At 66.7% G+C, this 19821-nt stretch carries 18 protein-coding genes; 4 read left to right on the forward strand and 14 right to left on the reverse strand.

Annotated elements, in window-relative coordinates:
• Positions 1-96 precede the first annotated feature (96 nt).
• Both G6N61_RS17370 and G6N61_RS17375 read right to left on the reverse strand, forming a co-directional pair.
• The gene (locus G6N61_RS17370) at positions 97-984 is read right to left on the reverse strand and encodes a polysaccharide deacetylase family protein (protein ID WP_163919639.1); all 888 of its coding nucleotides are present in this window, start codon (positions 982-984) and stop codon (positions 97-99) included.
• A gap of 37 nt (positions 985-1021) precedes the next feature.
• On the reverse strand, positions 1022-1996 hold the full coding sequence (locus G6N61_RS17375) for an asparaginase (RefSeq protein WP_163919640.1): 975 nt from the start codon (positions 1994-1996) through the stop codon (positions 1022-1024).
• A 197-nt stretch (positions 1997-2193) separates the two neighbouring features.
• On the opposite strand from G6N61_RS17375, the gene G6N61_RS17380 reads away from it, so the two are divergent.
• Positions 2194-3225 (forward strand): LacI family DNA-binding transcriptional regulator, encoded by a 1032-nt coding sequence (locus tag G6N61_RS17380; RefSeq protein WP_163919641.1) that lies wholly within the window; start codon positions 2194-2196, stop codon positions 3223-3225.
• 9 nt (positions 3226-3234) lie between these two features.
• On the opposite strand, the gene G6N61_RS17385 is transcribed toward G6N61_RS17380, so the two are convergent.
• From G6N61_RS17385 to G6N61_RS17425, 9 genes are read right to left on the reverse strand one after another with little or no spacing between them, the layout of a single operon-like run.
• A complete protein-coding gene (locus G6N61_RS17385; protein WP_163924896.1) occupies positions 3235-4548 on the reverse strand; it encodes an aspartate aminotransferase family protein in 1314 nt (437 codons plus the stop codon).
• 48 nt (positions 4549-4596) lie between these two features.
• Positions 4597-5574 (reverse strand): 5-oxoprolinase subunit C family protein, encoded by a 978-nt coding sequence (locus tag G6N61_RS17390; protein ID WP_163919642.1) that lies wholly within the window; start codon positions 5572-5574, stop codon positions 4597-4599.
• Positions 5567-6460 carry a 5-oxoprolinase subunit B family protein gene (locus tag G6N61_RS17395; protein WP_163919643.1) on the reverse strand — a complete coding sequence of 298 codons (894 nt, stop codon included), beginning with the start codon at positions 6458-6460 and terminating at the stop codon, positions 5567-5569. The genes G6N61_RS17390 and G6N61_RS17395 overlap by 8 nt, the downstream gene beginning before the upstream one ends.
• Positions 6457-7218, reverse strand: coding sequence for a LamB/YcsF family protein (locus G6N61_RS17400; RefSeq protein WP_163919644.1), 762 nt, complete (start codon positions 7216-7218; stop codon positions 6457-6459). Before G6N61_RS17400 ends, G6N61_RS17395 begins: the two co-directional genes overlap by 4 nt.
• Positions 7215-8462 (reverse strand): sugar ABC transporter substrate-binding protein, encoded by a 1248-nt coding sequence (locus tag G6N61_RS17405; protein WP_235887161.1) that lies wholly within the window; start codon positions 8460-8462, stop codon positions 7215-7217. The genes G6N61_RS17400 and G6N61_RS17405 overlap by 4 nt, the downstream gene beginning before the upstream one ends.
• Positions 8463-8491: 29 nt before the next feature.
• Positions 8492-9508 (reverse strand): ABC transporter permease, encoded by a 1017-nt coding sequence (locus G6N61_RS17410; protein ID WP_163919645.1) that lies wholly within the window; start codon positions 9506-9508, stop codon positions 8492-8494.
• Positions 9505-10521, reverse strand: coding sequence for an ABC transporter permease (locus tag G6N61_RS17415; protein WP_163919646.1), 1017 nt, complete (start codon positions 10519-10521; stop codon positions 9505-9507). Before G6N61_RS17415 ends, G6N61_RS17410 begins: the two co-directional genes overlap by 4 nt.
• Complete coding sequence (locus G6N61_RS17420) at positions 10518-11990, reverse strand: sugar ABC transporter ATP-binding protein (RefSeq protein WP_163919647.1); 1473 nt, start codon at positions 11988-11990, stop codon at positions 10518-10520. The genes G6N61_RS17415 and G6N61_RS17420 overlap by 4 nt, the downstream gene beginning before the upstream one ends.
• Position 11991: 1 nt before the next feature.
• Positions 11992-13059 (reverse strand): phosphotransferase, encoded by a 1068-nt coding sequence (locus G6N61_RS17425; RefSeq protein WP_163919648.1) that lies wholly within the window; start codon positions 13057-13059, stop codon positions 11992-11994.
• A gap of 167 nt (positions 13060-13226) precedes the next feature.
• Between G6N61_RS17425 and G6N61_RS17430 the strand changes: the two genes are divergently transcribed.
• A complete protein-coding gene (locus G6N61_RS17430; protein WP_163919649.1) occupies positions 13227-14468 on the forward strand; it encodes an RsbRD N-terminal domain-containing protein in 1242 nt (413 codons plus the stop codon).
• 18 nt (positions 14469-14486) lie between these two features.
• Here the strand turns inward: G6N61_RS17430 and G6N61_RS17435 are convergent, their stop codons facing one another.
• Positions 14487-15323, reverse strand: a complete 837-nt coding sequence (locus tag G6N61_RS17435) for an NAD(P)H-binding protein (RefSeq protein ID WP_163919650.1) — start codon at positions 15321-15323, stop codon at positions 14487-14489.
• Positions 15320-15754 carry a nuclear transport factor 2 family protein gene (locus G6N61_RS17440; RefSeq protein WP_163919651.1) on the reverse strand — a complete coding sequence of 145 codons (435 nt, stop codon included), beginning with the start codon at positions 15752-15754 and terminating at the stop codon, positions 15320-15322. The genes G6N61_RS17435 and G6N61_RS17440 overlap by 4 nt, the downstream gene beginning before the upstream one ends.
• Positions 15755-15842: 88 nt before the next feature.
• On the opposite strand from G6N61_RS17440, the gene G6N61_RS17445 reads away from it, so the two are divergent.
• Together G6N61_RS17445 and G6N61_RS17450 are read left to right on the forward strand one after the other, a co-directional pair.
• Positions 15843-16430, forward strand: a complete 588-nt coding sequence (locus tag G6N61_RS17445; protein ID WP_163919652.1) for a TetR/AcrR family transcriptional regulator — start codon at positions 15843-15845, stop codon at positions 16428-16430.
• A 267-nt stretch (positions 16431-16697) separates the two neighbouring features.
• Positions 16698-17447, forward strand: coding sequence for a MerR family transcriptional regulator (locus G6N61_RS17450; RefSeq protein WP_163919653.1), 750 nt, complete (start codon positions 16698-16700; stop codon positions 17445-17447).
• Here the strand turns inward: G6N61_RS17450 and G6N61_RS17455 are convergent.
• Positions 17436-19697, reverse strand: coding sequence for a S9 family peptidase (locus G6N61_RS17455; RefSeq protein ID WP_163919654.1), 2262 nt, complete (start codon positions 19695-19697; stop codon positions 17436-17438). The genes G6N61_RS17450 and G6N61_RS17455 overlap by 12 nt on opposite strands.
• Positions 19698-19821 lie beyond the last annotated feature (124 nt).

The raw sequence follows: 19821 nt of genomic DNA on the forward strand, positions 1-19821 counted from the left end.
AGTCCTTCCGGTGCTTGGTGCCGAGGTTGGCCTGAGTGTTCGGAGGTGGGCCGGGCCGGGGTGCGGGTCGCAATCGCCACCCCGGTCCGGTTGCGGCTAGCTGGTGCTGACGCGCGGCCGCCGTGTGACGAAGTCCTTGGCGATGCCGTCGAACGTGCTCCAGGTGACTCCTTCATGGGAGTTGATGTGCTCGATCAGGCGCTCGAGCATCAGCAGCACCTGCGGCCGGCCGGACACGTCGGGGTGGATGGTGAAAGTGAATACGGCGTAGTCACATTCGCGGTACACCCAGTCGAACTGGTCGCGCCACATCTCTTCGATGTGCCGCGGGTTGACGAATCCGTGACTGTTCGGGCTGGTCTTGATGAACATCATCGGCGGCAGGTCGTCGAGGTACCAGCTGGCCGGGATCTCGACCAGATCGGTCTCCTGCCCGCGCACCAGCGGCTTCATCCACGTCGAGGCCGGCTGGTCGTAGTCGATCGGAGTCCAGGAGTCGCCGACGCGCACGTAGTAGGGCTCGAAGTCCCTGTGCATCAACGAGTGGTCGTAGGCGATGCCGCGTTCGATGAGCAGTTCGTTGGTCACGCGACTGAACTCCCACCATGGCGCGACGTAACCGGTGGGCCTCCTGCCCGCGCGGTCTTCGATCAGCGAGATGCAGTGGTCGAGGATGTCGGATTCTTGTTGACGGCTCATGGCGATCGGGTTCTCGTGGCTGTAGCCGTGCACCCCGATTTCGTGCCCGGCACTGACGATCTGGTCGAACTGCTCGGGGAAGGTCTCGATGGAGTGCCCGGGCCAGAACCAGGTGGACGGCAGCTGATAGCGGTCGAAGAGTTGGTTCAGGCGTGGCACGCCCACCTCGCCCGCGAAGACGCCCCGGGAGATGTCTCCTGGTGAGTCCTCGCCCCCGTAGGAGCCCAGCCAGCCCCCGACTGCGTCGACGTCGACGCCGAATGCGACGAATATTTCCTTGGCCATGGTGTCAATTCCCTTCTGGTGGTTGCTTTTTCCTAGGTCATCGGGCGCGTCGGCCCAGCGCTGTGGCGATCTCGGCCTGCGTGGCGCCTGCCGAGAGCATCAGCGCCAGGGTGATGCGGGTCTGCGAGGGTGGCAGCGACGTCGGGACGGCACCGGCGGCCACCAGATCGAAGCCCCCGCCGTGGCCGTAGACCGGAAGCACCGGGCCGGCGGCCACGCGGGTGGACAGGGCGATCGCCACCTCGTCGGCGACGACGTCGGCCACCGCTTCGGCGATGCCGGCAGGGGCGTTGCCCAATCCGGTTCCGACCAGGACGATGCCGCGCGCCCCCGCCGTCACCGCCGCCCGCAGGAGCGCATCGTCGGCGCCGGGGTACACGGCGACGACGTCCACCCGCACGGTGTCGAAGGCCGACGTCACGGGGGCCTGCGCCGCGGGCCGCACGGGCACGTTGTGCACGTGCACCGCGCCGTCGCGCACCGTTGCGACGGTGCCTGCCGGATTTGAGAACGCCGCCAGGTCCACGGTGTGCGACTTGCGCACCCCGCGCGCGGCGAAGACCGACCCGTCGAACGAGACGAGCACACCCGTCCCGCGTATTGCGGGACTGGCGGCGACGGCGATGGCGTCGCGCAGGTTGCGCGGTCCGTCGGTGTCGGCGACGTCGGCAGCGCGCTGCGCTCCGGTGAGGACCACGGGGTGGTCGTCGCCATGGGTGAGGTCCAGCAGTATCGCGGTCTCCTCGAGCGTGTCGGTGCCGTGGGTGACCACCACGCCGTCCACGTCAGCGCGGCCGAGATGGTGGGCGACGGCCTCGGCGATGGCCCGCATGTCGGCAGGCGTCATGCGGTATGACCCGGTGCGGACCACGTCGTGCGCCTCGACGGTGATGCCCTCGTCGGCCTCGATGCCGGCCAGCAGCGCCGACGCGTCGTCCACGGCCACCACGGAGTCACCGTCGCGGCGCGACGAGATGGTCCCACCGCTGGTGAGGACGACGACGTGGGGCATGACGGGTGGGCTCCGTTCGCTCGCGGGGAGATCTGGGTCACTGCGACCATCCCCAGTCAAGCGCACACAAACGTTTGACACAATCGTTTGGGCCAAACGTTTGTGTAAATTCGGTGCTACGGCGACGTTCCCTCTCCGGCCTGGCTAAGGTGCTACGGAGATGCCCGGGCGGCGCGTGCCGTGGGTCGAGGAGGGTGATGACCGAGACGAGCGGGACGTCGGTGCGGTTTCCCGCACCGGTGACGCTGCGGGTCATCGCCGAGGAGATCGGCGTCAGCGTGTCGACGGTGTCGCGCGTGCTCAAGGCCCAGGGCGACGACGCCACCCGTTGGGCGTCCGCAGAGACCGTCGCGCGGATCAGGGCCTATGCCAAGTCACGCGAGTACCGGCCGCATCCGCATGCGGCCAGCCTGCGCACGGCCCGCTCCGGACTGGTGGGCGTCCTGGTCCCCCGGCTACAGGACTTCGTCCTCGCCACCGTCTACGAAGGCGTGGAGGAGGCCGCCACGGAGCACGGCTACTCGACGTTCGTCACCAACTCGCTCGACGATCCGGCGAACAAGGCCCTGCGCACGGAGATGATGCTGCAGCGTCGCGTCGAGGGCATCATCTTCGGCGACGCGCACCACCACGACCCGTTGCTCAGCGCATTCGCCGAGCGCGGCACGCCCTTCGTCCTCGTCTCGCGCCGCAGCGGTGACTACGTGTCCGCCACGTGCGACGACCTGCTGGGCGGCGCTCTGGTCGGCCGGCATTTGGTCGAGGCGGGTCGCCGGGATCTGGCGGTGCTCGCGGGGTTGCCGTTCGCCTCCACCGCGATCGAACGAACCTCCGGAGCGGTCGACGCCTTCACCGAGGCCGGGCTGCACGTCGCGCCGGAACGCATCGAGTGGGGGCCGTTCGACGCGGCGGGCGGACGGCAGGCGGCCGAGAAGATCCTGTCTCGCAGGCCCTACCCCGATGCCATCTTCGCCACCAACGACTTCGCGGCCATCGGCGCGCTCGGCGTGCTGCGCGACCACGGGCTCCGGGTGCCCGACGACATAGCATTGATCGGTTACAACGACACACCATTGGCGGCCGAGATGCCGACGCCGCTCACGACGGTCCGCTCCCCGATGCACGAGATGGGCCGCCGCGGTATCGAATTGCTGATCGAACTGCTCGGCGGCGGTACGCCAGACTCCGAGCGGCTCACCCCGGAACTGGTCGTGCGGCAGTCTGGTTGAGCGTCAGCGTTAGCGCGGCACGTTCACCAGTACGTCGTCCAGTTCGCCAAGCAATCGATCGGCATGCTCGGTGGTGAACGGCAGCGGCGGCCGGATCTTCAGTACGTTCTCGCGCGGACCCGAGGCACTGATCAAGATGCGGCGCTCCCGCAGTTCGTTGACCACCCGCGTCGCCGTGTCGGCGTCAGCATCATCGCCGTCGATGAACTCCATGGCCAGGAACAGTCCGCTCCCGCGCACTCCACCGACGCAGTCGTGTCGGCCCGCAATGTCGCGCAGTCCCTCGAGCAGCCGACGGCCCGATCGTTGCACGTTGTCGAGCAGTGCCTCCTCTTCGATGACGTCGAGGACGGCGGTGGCGGCCGCGATGCTGACGGGATTACCGCCGAAGGTGTTGAAGTACCTGATGTCACGGCCGAACTTCGTCATTACGCCGTCACGCCCCACCAGCGCTCCGATCGGGATGCCATTGCCCATCGGTTTGCCCAATACGACGAGATCCGGCTCGATACCGTGCCTCTGGAAGCCCCACCACGTCGATCCCAAGCGACCGAAGCCTGGTTGCACTTCGTCGGCGATCCAAACGCCGCCGGCCTCGTGGACGGCGCGCACCGCGGGCGCGAGAAAGCGCTGCGGGTCTGACTGCACTCCGTCGCTCGACATGATGGAGTCGACGATCATGCCGGCGAAACCTACGCCACGCCCACGCAATTCAGCGATCGCACTACGCACTCTCGCGGCGAAGTCATCGGCCATCGTGGCGGGATCGTCGCGTTCTGTGTCGGGAGCTGTCACGAGGACGACGTCGTCGCCGATGAAGTTGTTGGGTCCCAGGCTGGGCGAGACGGCGGCCGCGGCGGTGGTGGTGCCGTGGTACGCGTGTGCGGTGCAGATGACGCCACGTGCCCCGGTCTCGTAGCGCGCCACCCTCAGTGCCAGGTCTACTGCCTCACTGCCAGTGCAGGTGTAGACCACCTTGTTCAACGCCGGAGGGAAGAGCCCGAGAAGCCGTTCGGAGTAGTCGATGACGGGTTCCGTGAGGTAGCGCGTGTGAGTGTTGACCACGCCCAACTGCTCGGTGACGAGCCGCTGAACGTGCGGGTGGCTGTGGCCCACGGCCGGAACGTTGTTGTAGGCGTCGAGATACCGGTTGTCGTCCGCGTCGTAGAGCCACACGCCCGACCCACGGGCCACCACCACCGGATGCCGGTAGAACAACCGGTAGCTCGGCGCCAGCACGGCCTCACGGCGTCGAATCAGGTCTTGGACGTCCTCGTCGAGGAGGCCTACATCCGACCCGTCGAAGGCGTTCGCCATGTGCAGACTGTTCGAAGTCACGATGCTCCTTGGGAATTGCGGGCAGGGACGAACTCAGGTCAGCTGCGCCGACCGATAAATCGAGGCGATGGTCGCGTCACGGGAGCGGCGGGCGGCGACGGCGTGGTCGACGTCCACGTCGATCAGGCGCACCGTGTTGGGCGCCTGCATTTGGGCCAGCGCGTCGATGTCGACACCGATGACGGTGCCCACGGTCGCGTAGCCGCCGCCGGTGACTCCATCGCGCAGCAGGCAGATGAGTTCCTGACCGCTGGGCACCTGGATCGACCCGACCGGGTAGCCGAGGTCGACGACATTGCTTGGGTCGTCGCCCGCCCCGAACGGGGCGTCCCGAGCCACGAACTCCAGCGGTGGGCCACTGAGCCGGTATCCAACCCTGTTGGCCTCGGTGCCGATGGTGAAGTCCGATGACAGCATCTTCTCGACGCTGACGTCCGTGACGCGGTAACGGCACAGGCCAAGCACGACGCGGATCTCCTTGTGCTTGGCCAATGTCGGCCGAAGTTCTTCGTCCACGGAATGGCCCAGCCGAGGAGGCGGGCCGTACTCGTCGGCCGACTTCAACACGTCACCGGCTCGCAGCTCGCGACCGTCCACGCCGCCGATTCCCGACGGCAAATAGGTCGACCGGCTGCCCATGACCACCGGCGTACCGATGCCACCTCGGACCGCCAGGTAGCTACGCGCCCCGTCGAGAGCGGGTCCCACCGTGACGACCTGCCCCGCGCGCACCGGCAGCGTGGTCCAAGTCGGCATCGGCACGTCGTCGACCCGCAGGTCGACGTGGGCGCCGGTGACCGCGACGACTCCGTCGTAGCGGAGCCGCACCGTCGGGCCGACGAACACCGATTCCAGCGTCGCGGCTGCGGGGTCGTTCCCGACCAGGGCGTTGGCTGCGTGGTGGGACAGCTGATCCATCGGCCCCGACGACGGCAACCCAATCGCGAGGTAGCCCTTGCGACCCTCGTCCTGCACCAGTGTTTGCAGGCCCGGTGCGATCACCTCAAGCATCGGCCAACTCGCGCAACAGGGAAGCGTTGTACGACAACGGGTCTGCAAAGAACCCCGCCAGGCCGAACTGGACGGGCGCCCGCCGGTAGCGGTACGCCCCGATGCCTACTTCGTCGCGGATGGCGTCGTACTCGTCGTGGTGGATCCGTCGGTATTTGACGATCATGCCCGCCTTCGCCAGCACCGGGTCATCGGTGAAGTCGGGCAGACGCCGAGAGAGGTCGAACACGGGTGTCGCCGCACGGCCGATCAACTGGTATCCCCCGGCGCCACGCGCCGGGTAGATGGTCGCGAATGCGCCACCGTGGCCGAGTGCGCGCTCGGGGGTGTCGGTCCGTGGGCGTACGTACTTGGGCGCCTGTAATTGCATCGCGTCGGGAACCAGTTGCATCGACTCCGCGTTGCCGGGGACGAAGCACATGAACGTCACGATGAAGGGGTTGCCGCAATGGGCGGTGACGAATTCGTCGGTGGAGTCGAATCCATTGATGCGCGTGATGTATTCAAGGTCATTCTCGCTGCGCGACTGATGCCGGTCTCGGAACCGCATGGCGGTCTCCGTGGTCCACGGGTCGTCGTAGAAGATCGGCACCTCGAGGATCTCCGTGCTCAGCACGACGTCGGTGGTATCGACGAACCGACGGTGCAGATCTACGAGCGGCTCGCGAAGGGAGCGGGGGTCGCACCGGTCCGGGTCGATGCGCACCATGTAACTGGCGTTGGACGGGCAGATGTCGATGATGCCGTCGATGCCGAGTTCGGCAAGCGCCTCGGTGATGGCTTGTATCCGCAAGGCACCCGATAGCGACATGTGCTCGGTGAGTTCGACGAACACGAACTCCTCGCCGCCGAAGCTCAGACGCGATCCGTCGGGTATGTCGATCATCCCAGTCCTTCGAACACCGATCGAACCTCGACGTCGTTCTCGGCGAGGACGCGTCTCACGGCCGTGGCCACCGCGATCACATTCGGCCGATCGCCGTGCACGCACACCGTTTGCACCGGCATCGGGACCTCGCGCCCCGAGACCGTCAGCACACTGCCGCGAGCCATGCGAAGCGCCTGCTGCGCAACGAGTTCCGGATCGCGCACGTGCGGGCGCGCCTCGATGACGTTTCGACCGTCCTCGTCGAAGTCGAGGTCCGCGGCGTTGTCGGCCACGACGGGCAGTCCGTCGGCACGCATCGCGTCGAGGCCAGGGCCCGGCGCCAGTAACAACGGCATACCCGCCTGCAGGGTCTGCAGCGCGCGCCCGATCGCCACCGCACGATCGGGGTTGACGACGATCGATCCGTAGAACGCCCCGTGTGGCTTGACGTGACTGAGGGTGACGCCGAACCTGCTTGCGATGCCCATCAGCGCGCCGACCTGGTACAGCACGTAGTCGACGGCGTCTCCGTCGTCGATCACGATGGGACGCCGGCCGAATCCCAGCAGGTCGGGGAAGCCCGGATGTGCGCCCACGTTCACCCCTGCCTGCGCGGCCATCTCCACGGCGCGGTGCATCGTCGAGGGGTCCCCGGCATGCCAGCCGCAGGCGACGTTGACGGTGGTGACGAGACCGACGAGTTCGGCGTCCTCACCGAGGTTCCAGCGGCCGAAGCTCTCCGCGATGTCGGCGTTGATGTCGATCGTCGTGGTCATTGGTTCTCCTTCACGCATCCCGGCAGACCAGGCGGCTCTTGGACGCCGGTCACGTCGCCTTCCTTCCAGCCAGTGTCGCAGCGGCCGCGGGTGTAGATCCGCCGCCACTCGGGCTGAGCGAAGGCGGACACATCACCGAGCGGCGCCAGGCCCTGCATTGGTTCACCCGTCTTGGCCGCGGCCAACGAACTCTGCGGCAGCAGATCTCGCTGGAAGATCTCGGTCACGAGGGTGTCGGACTCGTCGGGAAAGAAGTTGCACCCCCCCACGAATTCTTCGCCTGGACATGGCTTGGCCGTCTCGGTCGTCACCCAGGGCAGCGGCATCTCGATGTCGTGGGGGACTGAGTCCGGACCTTCGGCCAATATTCGCAGCCCAATCCGCATGGCTACGCCGGCCTGTGCCGGTGGGGAACCCGAGGACACGCCGGGCCAGCCCTGGCTGAGCATCTTGCGGAAGTAGTTGCCGTTCTCGCCGGTGACGGGGATCCGCTTGCCCGCGGCCTGTAGCGCCTTGACGACGCCGACTTCTCCGTCCTGAGACCAGATTCCGTCCACATCCGGGTGGGCAGCGAGCGCCTTGGCGGTCTCCTGCTGACTCACAGCGGAATCCCACTTGCCGTAGTACTCGGAGACGACGGTTATTCCTGGACTGCGGTCGAACACCGCCTTCGCCGTGTCGTAGTGCACCTGATCGGTGGACGTGCCTGCGACGCCGCGGTTCATGAAGATCTTGCCCTTGCCTCCGAGCATCTCCACCAGGGCTTCGGCCGTTTGTGCGCCGAAGAACGCTGCACGGGGGTCGTCGGTCTTGGCTCCGGTGATGAAGGCGACGTTGTAGGCGCATGGTTCACGGACCGTGGAGTCGTAGACGACGAAGGTGACCCCCCGTTCGCAGCCCTGCCTGATGGTGGGGGACAGCGCGGTCGGGGACAGCGGATACAGCACGACCAATTTGGCCTTGGCAGCGATCATCGATTGCAGATCCGAAATCTGCTTGGCGATGTCGGTGCCCGAGATCTGCTTCTTCACGACGTACTTGCCGGCGTACTGCGGAGAATTCGCCACCGCCAGCGCGAGGTTGGCCGCTTCGTCCTGCCAGTTGTTGCCGCTGTAGCTCAAGTCGAGGAATATCTTGTCTCGGCCGGCGTCCGGGTCGGCGCAGGACACCAGCGCGAACGCGGTGAGCGTCGTCAGCATCCCCGCGCCGAATCGGGCGACGCGCTCGATCATGGCCTTGGTCATCCGTCCTCGTCTCGATCGTGACGTCATCTTCAGAACCGCCGTCCAGCCAACCGGGACCCCAGTAGGGCGACGACGATGACGGCGCCATAGACGATTTGCTTGTAGCCCTCCGAAAGGCCGGTGGCGCTGATGTCGATTCCCAGCAGTGTCAGCAGAAGCGCGCCGGCCAAGGTTCCGCCGTAGCTTCCCGAGCCTCCGCGGATCGCCGCACCGCCGACCACCACGGCTGCGATGCTGGGGAGCAACCACGGCTCGCCGACGTTGAGGTCCGCGCCAGACGCATAGCCGAGCAACATCACCCCGCCTAGTCCGTAGGCCGCGCCTGCGACCGCATAGACGCTGACCGTCGTGCGACCCACGTCGATCCGGGCGTTGCGCGCCGCGGGCACGCTGTTGCCAAGCGCATACGCCCGCACGCCCAGCGTCGTCTGATGTTGGATGAACGTGCCGATGGCAGCGACCGCGGCGAGCAACCAGATCGCCACCGGCACACCGAGCAGCGCCGTGTCTTGACGGAACAACGCAGACAACGATTCCGGGGATGCCTGGGCTGGGGCTCCGCGGGCCGCACCCAACAAGACCGAGCCGAGGATCGTGCCCACCGCGAGCGTGACGATGAACGCCGGGAACCCGAATCTGCTGATGATCAGTCCGTTGACCGCGCCGACTGCGGCGCACACCCCCACCGCGACCAACACTGCCGCCGCGACGGGTAGACCACCCGTCCACAGCGATCCGGTCAGGTAGGCACCGAGCGCTACCGTCGATGCCACCGACAGGTCGATGCCGCCCGTCAGGATCACCAAACCCTGTCCGAACGCAATCACGGCGAGGAACAGGCCGAGGATGGCCACGTTGACCAGAAGTGAGATGGATGGGAAACCCTCGTTCGCCAGCCGGGACAGCGGTAGGCACAGCAGCAGCAGCGCCCACACGACCACTGCCTGACTGCGCCACCACTGGGTCCGCGTGGACCTCGCGGCCGGTTGCTCAGCCGGCGCCGACGGCGACGATGCCGGGGCGGGGCTGGTGGTTCCAGATGTCATCGTGTTCGTCCCTCCGGGATCCCGGCGGGTCGTCGATGCGCTGGCCCGCGCCGGACTTCGGCCATTCGCATTACCAGGAAGGGGATCGCCAGCGCCACGAGGATGACGACGCCCTGCAGGGCACCCGACCAGAAGTCTTCGACACCTGCGGCGAACAGCAACTTCGGCAGTGCGATCAGGGTGCCCGCACCGAGCATCGCGGCAACTGCACTGCCCGAGCCGCCGCGAAAGCCCACCAGGCCCACGGCCATCGCGGCGAAGCACGTCAGCAGGAACGGCCGGCCGGAGTTGGGATCGCCCGAGGCGGTGATCGCGGTGAGGTACAGGCCCGCCGCGGCATAGAGCCCGCCTGCCAGCGTGTAGCACAGAATCTCGACCCGGCCGGTACGCACGCCCGACATCCGAGCGGCCTGGCGGTCGGCGCCGATGGCGTAAGCCGCCACTCCGGTCGATGAGGCGCTGAAGACCCCCCAGGCGAGCGCGAGTGCCAGTAGCACCAACAGCGCGACCGGCACGGGGCCGAGCGGATCCGTCAGCGCTAGGGCATACGACTCGGGGACTTCGCCGCCGGGTGCAGGCAGCACTATCAGCGCGACGCCGGTGAGGACTATGAAGGTCCCAAGGGTAACGGCCAACGACTGCAACCCGGCACGTACCACCAACATTCCGTTGATCAGGCCAACCAACAGCCCAACCCCGATCACGACGAGCGCTATCAGCCAGACTGCGTCGGGGTACTCGGCCATCGTGGTCGCAGCGATCACGTTGGACAGGCTGATCGTGCCGGCGACCGAGAGGTCGAAACCTCCTGTGATCAACACCAGCGTGGTGCCGACCGCCGCGATCGCCAGCGGCGTCATCAAGACCACGAAATTGTTGAACGCGTATCCGTTTCGCTCGAATGGCGTGACGAACAGCACGGCGCCGTAGCACACCGCGAAGATGCCTGCGGCGATGAGGCTCTCCCGGTTGCTGCCGACACTGCGACGGGTAAGCGAATCGATGAGGGTCATCCGACGACCTCCGCACGGTGCCCGAGAATGCTACGCATGACCGAGTTCTCGGTAAGTTGGTCGGCGGCGTGCTCGGTTGCGATTCGACCGCCGTAGATCGCGCAGACGCGGTCGCACAGCCCTACCAACTCGGGTATCTCGGTCGAATAGACCAGCACCGCATGGCCTTTGGCCGCAAAGTCTCGAGTCATCCTGTAGATCTCCAGTTTGGTCGCAGCGTCCACGCCACGCGTTGGATCGAAGAGCAGGAGGCAGCGCGGCGCCTGTGCGATCGCGCGACCGAACACCACCTTCTGCTGGTTGCCGCCGGACAGGTCGGCGATGCGTCGACCGAGCATCGCCAGCGGGAGGTTCACCTCGCCTGCGACCTCCTCGCTGAGCCGACGCGCGCGGCGTCGCGAAAGCACCGACGCGGTGGAGAATCGCGAGGTCAACGGCAACGTGAGATTGAAGTCCGAGCGCATCTGCAGGAAGAGTGCCTCACTCTTGCGCTCCTCGGGTACCAGCGAGAAGTCGACGCGCCCGACGTCGCCCGTCACCGACACGGAACCGGCCGCCGGCCGCAACTCCCCTGCCAGTGCATAGAACAGGTCGCGTTGCCCCTGGCCCTCCAAACCGGCCACCCCGACGATCTCACCGGCGCGGACCCGCAGTGAGACGCCGTCGAGCTTGCCCCCGGCGACGAGGTCCCGCACATCGAGAACGACCTCGCCTACCGCGGACGGCTCAGGCTTGGCCGGAAAGGCGTGGCTGAACGACCGGCCGATCATCTGCTCGACTAGTTCGTCCTCGGACAGCTCGCCACGTGCGAAGGTCGCGACGGTTCGACCGTTGCGCAGCACCGTTCCGGTGTCGCAGATTTCCTTGATCTCGTTCAGCTTGTGGCTGATGTAGACGACCGCCGCGCCGTTGTTCGCGATCCGGTTGATCTGACGGAACAACCAGCTCGGGTCCGGTAGCGCCGCAGTGGGTTCGTCCAGAACCAGCAGCGCAGGCGAACCCGACAGTGCGGCGATGATCTCCACTTCCTGTCGCGCCGCCAGGCTCAGGTCGCTGATCAGTGCCCGCGGGTCCAAGTGCTCGGCGTCCCACTCCGCCAGCCGGGCTGCCGCGATGGAGGTCAATTGACGTTGCGACACCATCCCGAAGCGAGTCGGTAGGTTCGGCAGGCAGAGTTTCGTCGCCACGGTGATGTTGGGTGGAGCGCTGAGTTCTTGGTAGGCCATCGCCAGGCCGATGTCGCGTGACGCCTGCGGGGAACCAAGTTGCAGCGCCCGGCCGGCGACCGTCACACGACCGGCGTCTGGCGTCACGATCCCCGAAAGCACCTTCATCAGGGTCGACTTCCCGGCGCCGTTCTCGCCGAGCAGGCCGTGCACCGCGCCCGCCTCGACGGACATCGACACGTCCGAGAGCGCCGCGGTCGCCCCGAATCTCTTGCTGATGCCCTCGATCTCGACGTGTGCCATGTCAGCCTCCCGTTACTGGTCGCGCATCGCCACGACGTCCGCATACCTGGTGCAGGTGGACGGACGCATCGTGTGGGTCAATCCGAACGATGCGGTGCAGGGCGGGCAGTGTGTGCTGCATACGCCTCGCGCCGTACTCCGTCGGACTGTGCTGAGCGCGAAGCCCCCAGGTGAGGGCTTGCACCGCAAGACGCGCTGCAGCCAGCGGGTAGGCCACCGTCAGCTCGTCGTCGGTCAACGGCGCGACGCCGTGATACCCGCCAACCACCAGTCCCATTGCCGTCAGTGGATCTTCCTTGCGCAGCATCGCGTAGGCGCCTGCGATCGCCGGCTCGGCCACACGCACGGTGAAGAGGGCGTCGTTGAAGTCCAGCACGCCGACCACGCGTTGTTCACCGTCGCGCTGACCCACCAAGATGTTGTTGTCATTCAAGTCGTTGTGCACCATGGCCGTTGGCAAACTGTCGAGCATGGGCGCGATCCTCGCGAACCAGCGCAGGGCGGCCTCGGCGTCCCTGCTACCTGGCAGCGATGGATCGAGCGCCAAGCTCTCCTCGATCACCTCGGCCGCCCTGGTGATGTCCCAGTGATGAGTCGTGTGCATGGACTTCGATTGGAATCCCGTGAGGGCCGCGGTCACCCTGGCCGCCGTTGCTCCGATGTGGGTCAGCAGTCCGTCCGAATGCCGGTCGACCCGCACCATGTCGGTGCCCGAAACCCAGCCGAGCACCGTGATCAGCCAGCGCTTCGATTCGACGTCGATGCCGACGTCCAGATTGCCGTCGAGGGTGCGCACCAGCGTCGGCACCGCGACGCCGAGATCGCGGTCGGCGAGGTGCAGGAGGATCTCCTTCTGCCACTGCAACCGGCCGTCGCGGTCGGTGACTGGCCGAAGCTTGGCCAGCACGGTTCGCCCATCGCTCGTCGATACCCGGTAGTTCCGGTCCAATTCGCCTCCGAGGAAGCTGAGCTTTGCGCCCGGCAGACCGTAGGCATCCCACAACCGAGCCGCGATGACCTCCGCCGTGGTGTCATCGGTGCCTTGGGACCGTACCGCAGGCTCGGGCATCGTCCTCCTGTCGTGGGTCGCGCCAGACCCATCCCGCGCAACGTGTCGTGTCCCACAATTCAAATTCGTCACTATGTCGAGGTCAATGCGAGAAATGGCGCTAGATCCGGCAGAATCGAGTGCACTATGCACATTCCGACCCATTTCTGCGCCCCAGCGTTTCAGGCGTGTTGCCCGGGCGTGACATCGGTGCGGTCCTCACCCTGGGCCCGCTCGTGACCGTCGTGGACCACACCACGCTCTCGATCAGATCGGCAGCGCGCCGATTACTCGACGTCCGCTTGGCCCTCATCGTCGACCGTGCCGTGGAACAGACCATTCACGACGAACCGACGTACTCAGGCGGACCCGTAAGCCGCGACGACCTGAGTTACCACATGGACCGCACCATGCGACTCGCACTGACACGACTGGTCGGAGACGACATCCCGGACACGCTTCGCTCAGCGGCACTGGAGGTAGGACGCATACGCGCCCACCAGAACGTCCCGCTGTCGAGCGTTCTTCACGCGTTCCGCATCGACCTCAAAACCCTTTGGGAGGCGCTGATCGCAGAGGGCCACGACTTGAACGCAGGCACCCGTGCCGACTTCCTCGAGCGCTCGTCGCTCATGGTTTGGGAGGCCGTCGAAGCCAATACCGAGGAGGTCGTCGCGGGCTACCAGGTGGCGCGAGGCAACCGGGAGGAGATGAGATCCGCGGCGTTCGACCAACTCCTCCTCGACGGTGACCACCAGCAGTCGACCGTCGAGAACGCCGCACGAATGCTAGGGCTGCCGACCACCGGCCACTACGTGTGCCTGGTCGGCAGATTCCCCATCCCACGTCCGGAGTTGGTCACCGAATGTGCGGAGCGACTGAATGCCAGCGGCCGGGTGTCGTACTTCAACTGGTTCGCCAAGGAACTGCGTGGGATCGTGCAGATTGCCGGTGGCCGCGCGGACGTAGCCGCTGATCTCGCGCCATTGGCCGAACACGTCTGCGCCGTCATCGATGCCGACGGCCTCGCCGATGTGCCGAAGGCGATCCGACTTGCACGGATGACCGTCCATGGCCGCACCAACCCCGGCGTAGCCAGGGCGAGGGACAATTGGCTGCACGCGGTGACTGCGGCCAACGATGAACTCTCGAATGCGTTGCACGAGGCAGTGTTTCAGCCACTGTCGAACCTGACCGAACACGAACGCAACGGTATTCTGGAGACCGTCGGGGACCTCGTGACCCATGGCGGTACCACCGCAGACATCGCGGCCCGCACCTACCGGCACCGCAACACCGTCCGGAAACGGCTCCACGACTTCACCGCGCTGACTGGCTTCGACCTCTCTAACACCACCGATTTGGCGACGACGGCCATAGCCTTCACCGTCGAAATCGCTCGATCGAGTGATGCGCCAAGTCGGTACTAGCCTGCGGTCGACAATCCGTCAGGCGACGGCCTGCGCACCGAATTCCGTTGCGACGAAGGCACTGAAGCTGCGAGGCGGCCTGCCGGTGACCCGCAGGACTGTGTCGGTCACGCGGTCTTCGGCGCCCTTGCTGATCGCGACGTCCAATTCGGCAAGCACGCGAGCGAATTCGGGCTCGATGCCGTCGGCGGCGATGCGGCGAGCGCATTCGGTTGCCGATACCGACCGGTGCCGGATCGCCCGACCGGTCTGACGGGCGATGATCGCCGCGGCGTCGCCGTAGCCGAGCGCCTGCGGACCGGTCAGAACGTGCTCGGTGTCGTGTGCGACGTCGTCGACGAGCGCGCGCCCGGCGACGGCGGCGATGTCCAGCGCGTCGACGAACGCCACCTTGCCCTCCCCCGTGGCGGTCACGATCTCGCCGTCGCGCACGCCGCGGGCCACCAGGTGATCACCGGTGAAGTTCTGCATGAACCACGACGGCCGCACCACGGTCCACTCCGGCATCATCGTTCTGACGAGTCGATGGATTTCGCCCAACCCCGGCGCGCCATCGGGGACCGCGGACGAACTCAGTTGCACGACGCGTCGGACGCCTTGTTGCAGCGCCTCGTCGAGGAACGGGGCGACGAGCCCGACGGGATCCGCCATGCCGACCGGGGCAACGAGGTAGACCGCCGACACGCCCCGCAACGCGGCGGCGTGCGTGGACGGGTCGGCCCAGTCGAAGTGGACCTGGCCGGGCGCCGACGGCGTGCGCGTCGCGAGCCGGGCGGGCACGTCGCGAGCGGCGAGGAAGGCAGCCACCCGGCTGCCGGTGGTTCCGGTGGCGCCGGTGACCAGGACGTCGGTCATCGAGGGCCGCCTGCGAATGCGTCGCGCAGCTCCGACGATCCGCCCACGACCTCTGCCGCGGCAGCCGGACTCCAGTAGTCCCGGTAGGACTCGATCTCACCGTCGCGCACCGTGATCACCGCGATGTATCTCATCCGGTACGGGGCTCCGGTGGCCACCACCGTGCCGGCTGCCTCGAATTCGACGATCACGACGTCCGGGTCGACACTCTGGTGGACCACCACTACGGGGAACTCCTCGATGCGCAGGATGTCCGGGTAGCCGGACATGTAGTCCGCCACCGCGGCGCGTCCCTCCAGCCGGCTGGGAAAGCCTGGTGCCGCGAACGGGAATTCCAGCACGCCGTCCTCGGCCCATAGGCCCGCGAAGCCGGCCACGTCCTGGGCCATCAGGAGTTCCAGTGCTCGATCGACGACTGCTTGCGCGTTCATCGCTCCTCCTTCAAAGGACGGTACGGTACCGTCCCGTCCACAATGTACGCCGGACGGGTCCGTATCGTCCACTCGCTATAGTCAGCGCATGCCACGTCGCACGCCATCCGGCGCAGCCGTTCTGCAGCCGGAGATCACCCGGTCGATCACCGAAGCCGTCCTGTGCGAGCTGGCGGAGCGCGGCTACGCGCGACTGTCGATGGAGGCGGTCGCCAAGCGCGCCGGGGTCGGCAAGAGCGCGCTGTACCGCCGCTGGACCTCCAAGAAGGACATGGCCCTGGCCGTTGTCGCCGAGTTCAGCGTCGGTCGAGCGGAGTTCGTGGACACGGGGTCGCTCGAGGGGGACATCCGGGAGTCGGTGGAGGCGATCGCACAGTGGCTCACCCACCCCCGGTTCTCCTCGATCCTGGCCGACCTCGTGGCCGAGATGGCCCGGAGCCCAGAACTGAGCGACGTCGTCGAGGACATGATCGGCCGGCCGCGCCGCGAGCGAGGGCGGGCGATCCTGCTCCGTGCGATCGATCGCGGGGAGGTGTCGCCCGACATCGACATGGAGCTGGCGCTCGACATGCTGGCCGCGCCGATCTATTGGCGGCTGCTCGTCCGAGACGGCAGTCTCGAGCCCGGCTATCTCGACGGACTGACCGAGATGCTGGTGCGCGCGCTCGGCAAGTGATTCCGATGCGCTCGTCGGCAAAGAAGGGCGACGTGTGTGGCCGGATTCGGCTGCAGGGCAATGGTGTTGGAGTTTCCGGCCAGCACGCGCTCCCTGGAGACAGGGTAGGGATACTGTTCCCAGCCGAGCCCCGGAACCATGTCGCCGACCTCGAAGTACCCGACGTGCGTCTGCTCCACCGCGGCTCGCATGGGTGCCTCGAGGTGGTCGAGGACACACCAGGACGCTGCGGCACAGTCAAGCCAGCGCGTGAATCACAATCGACGAATGGCATGGAGTACGCGTGAAGTCGCCGAATTGGCCGGCACGAGCCTGCGAGCAGTGCGGCACTACCACCAAGTCGGTCTGCTCGCGGAGCCCGAACGTCGCAGCAATGGCTACAAGGAGTACGGCGTCGCCCACCTCGTTCGGCTGGTCCGGATCAAACGTCTCAGCGACCTGGGGTTCTCCCTCCGTCAGATCGCCGACATGGACGGCACCGACGACCATCCGGCAGAGGACCTACGGGCGCTCGATGCCGAGCTCGCGGCCACCATCGAACGCCTGCAGCTTGCGCGCGTCGAACTGGGGCTGATTCTCGAGAAGTCGGCCCCCACGGATCTGCCGGCCGACTTCATCGAACCCGACGCGGTGGCCAAGTTGTCCGACGCCGACCGCTCACTCGTCATCGTCCTGACGCGCGTGCTCGGTCCGCGAGGCCTTCAGGCCTACGCCGACCTCCTAAAGAACGCCCCCACCGGGCCGTTGATGAGCGCATTCGACGACTTGCTGCCCGACGCCGACGAGGCGACTCGCCAGGACATCGCCGAACGCCTCATCCCCTACGTCCGGGAGCTGCATGCGGCGCACCCCGGTCTGCTCGAATCTCGAGCGGATGCCCCCAAGGGCGCGCGCTTCGTCGAGCAGACCATCGCGGAGGCAATGTCAGAGCTGTACAACGCGGCGCAACTCGACGTGCTGCACCGCGCCCGGAAGATGATGCGGGCCGGGGAGGCGGCGCACGACTCAGCCCCCTAGTGCGGGCATCGGCAACGGTGCGAGGCGGTATGACGGTGGTTCGGTGCCGTGCAGGTGGCGGACGAAGTAGTCCCAGGTGCGGCGATAGAGGTAGTGCATGCGGCCGATCAGGGCGTGTTCGACTCCTGGGATCACCACCATGTCGAAGTCCTTGTCCGCGCTGATGAGTGCATCCGCTAGGCGCATCGTGTGATACGGATGTGCGTTGTCATCGAGTTCCCCGTGGATGAGCAGCAGCTTGCCCTTCAGGTCCGCGGCCAGAGGCACGTTGGAGATGGTCTGCTTCCCTTCATCACTGACATCACCGTGGTAATGCTCGGCCCACATGGTCAGGTTCACCGCGTTGTCGTGGTTGCCCGACACGGCAACGGCGACCCGGTAGAAGTCGGGGTACGTCAGCAGGGCGCGCGCTGCGGCGAAACCGCCGGCTGATTGGCCGGTGATCCCGACCCGCCGGGTATCCAGCCAGGGATACCGATGGCCGAGTTCGCGGATTGCGGCCACGTGGTCGTCCAGGGCGCCGGCGTTGCCAAGGTCCCCGTAGGAGTGGTCGTGAAAGGCCTTGCTACGGCCGGCTGTACCGCGTCCATCGATTGCGACCGCCGCAAATCCCAGCGCGGCATACGCTTCCGGTTCGCCGTAGTGAATCTCGTTGAACGAGGGACCTGCCCGAAAGTTCTGCGGGCCAGGATAGATGTGTTCGATCACCGGATACTGCCGCTGCGGATCGAACCCATGTGGTCGCCACAGCAGGCCGTATATGGGCGTCTTCCCGTCGGCCGCGGTTGCGCGGAACCGTTCGGGCGCGCTCCAGCCAAGCACCTCCAGCTCAGCCGTGCCCGGGGCTTCGAGTTCGACCAAAGTCTCTCCGTCGCCGTCCAATACGACAGAACGAGGCGGTTGACTCGACGTCGACGCGCGGTCGACGAGGTAACCACCCTCGGGTGGGCTCACCGCGTCGTGGTCGAGATGGTCGTCGGTGAGTCGGGTGAATCCCGACCCGTCGAGATTGATCCGGCAGATCTGACGGACGTAGGGGTCGTGCTCCAGGAGACCACCGGCGACGAACCACACCTGCCGATGGTCTTCGTCCACCCACAGCACGTTGCGAACCAGCCACTGCCCCATGGTGACCTGGGTGACCTGCTGTCCGTCGGCCGAGTAGAGGTAGAGGTGCCCCCACCCGTCACGCTGCGACCACCACAGGACCTCGCCGGAGTCCAGCACCCGCGCCATCGGCGGCTCACCCAGCTGCGGAGTCGGATCCACGCGGGTCTCACCGGTCTCACGGATCAACGTGGTGGTCTCGCCGCTTGTTGGGTCGAGGCGTCGCAACTGCAGCGTTCGGGCATCACGCGATTGCTCCAGGTAGTGCACCGCGTCTCCCGACTTTCCCGTCCACCACGGGTAGACGATGGCGCTCGGGTGGGTAACCGTCATCGGCTCGGCCTGCTGGCGAACCACCGTGCGCTCGGCGACGTCGAGGACCGTCCACGACATCGTCGCCTGCGCCTCCTCTCCTGGCATCGGATAGCGCGAGCGGTGCTCGACCGGACGCCCGCCGTCGTGCGGGGCGGATTCGACGAGTACGAGTTCGGGTAGGCCCCGCTGGTCGAGGCGATGGACCAGTATTCGGGTCGAATCAGGCGACCACGAGACGACGAGCGGGTACGGCAACCCCAGAATCCGCATCAGTGAACGCGCTCCAGTGGCCTCGGGCAGCCCGCCGTAGTCGAACTGCGGCTCGGCGTCATCGGTGAGCGGGAACTCGTCCTCACTCGTGGGGGCGCCGTTCGACTCCCCGGGTCGCTTCGCTCCTGCTCTCCGCACCCAGATGTTGCCGTCTCGGCGGAACGCCACCCACGACTGATCCGGGGACGGCACCTCGTCGAAACCAACCGGATCGTCACCGTCGACGCGCACGCACGTGCCCGCGCTGTCCGACCACTCCCATCGAGACCCGAATGCACTGAATCGCACCGCCTCGTCGAACTTGACCGCGGTGATCGGCAAGTCCTCCGCAGTCACTGCGTGGCCAGAGGCCATGGAGAGCGCAGCGGACAACCGGTCGTGGTCGAACGCATCGTGGCGGCTGCCCTCAGCTGGATTCACCACGATGAAGCGGCTCCCCGCCCGGTACCAGAACCTCCTGCCGTCGGAGAGCCAGGCGGGTTTCACCGCGCTGCCGGGCATCCGTCGCATCCGGTACGGGGCAAGCATCTGCTCGGCCCGCGCATAGTCGGAATCCATCAGCTGCACTCTGGTCTGGGTCGTGCCGTTCTGCGTCACGACCCGATGCAACACCCGGACGTAAGGGCATGGTCAACTCCCCGCGCTCAGCGCTTGACTTCGCCCCAGCGTCACGGTTTCTGCT

The organism is Mycolicibacterium arabiense (assembly GCF_010731815.2).
Classification (GTDB): Bacteria; Actinomycetota; Actinomycetes; order Mycobacteriales; family Mycobacteriaceae; genus Mycobacterium; species Mycobacterium arabiense.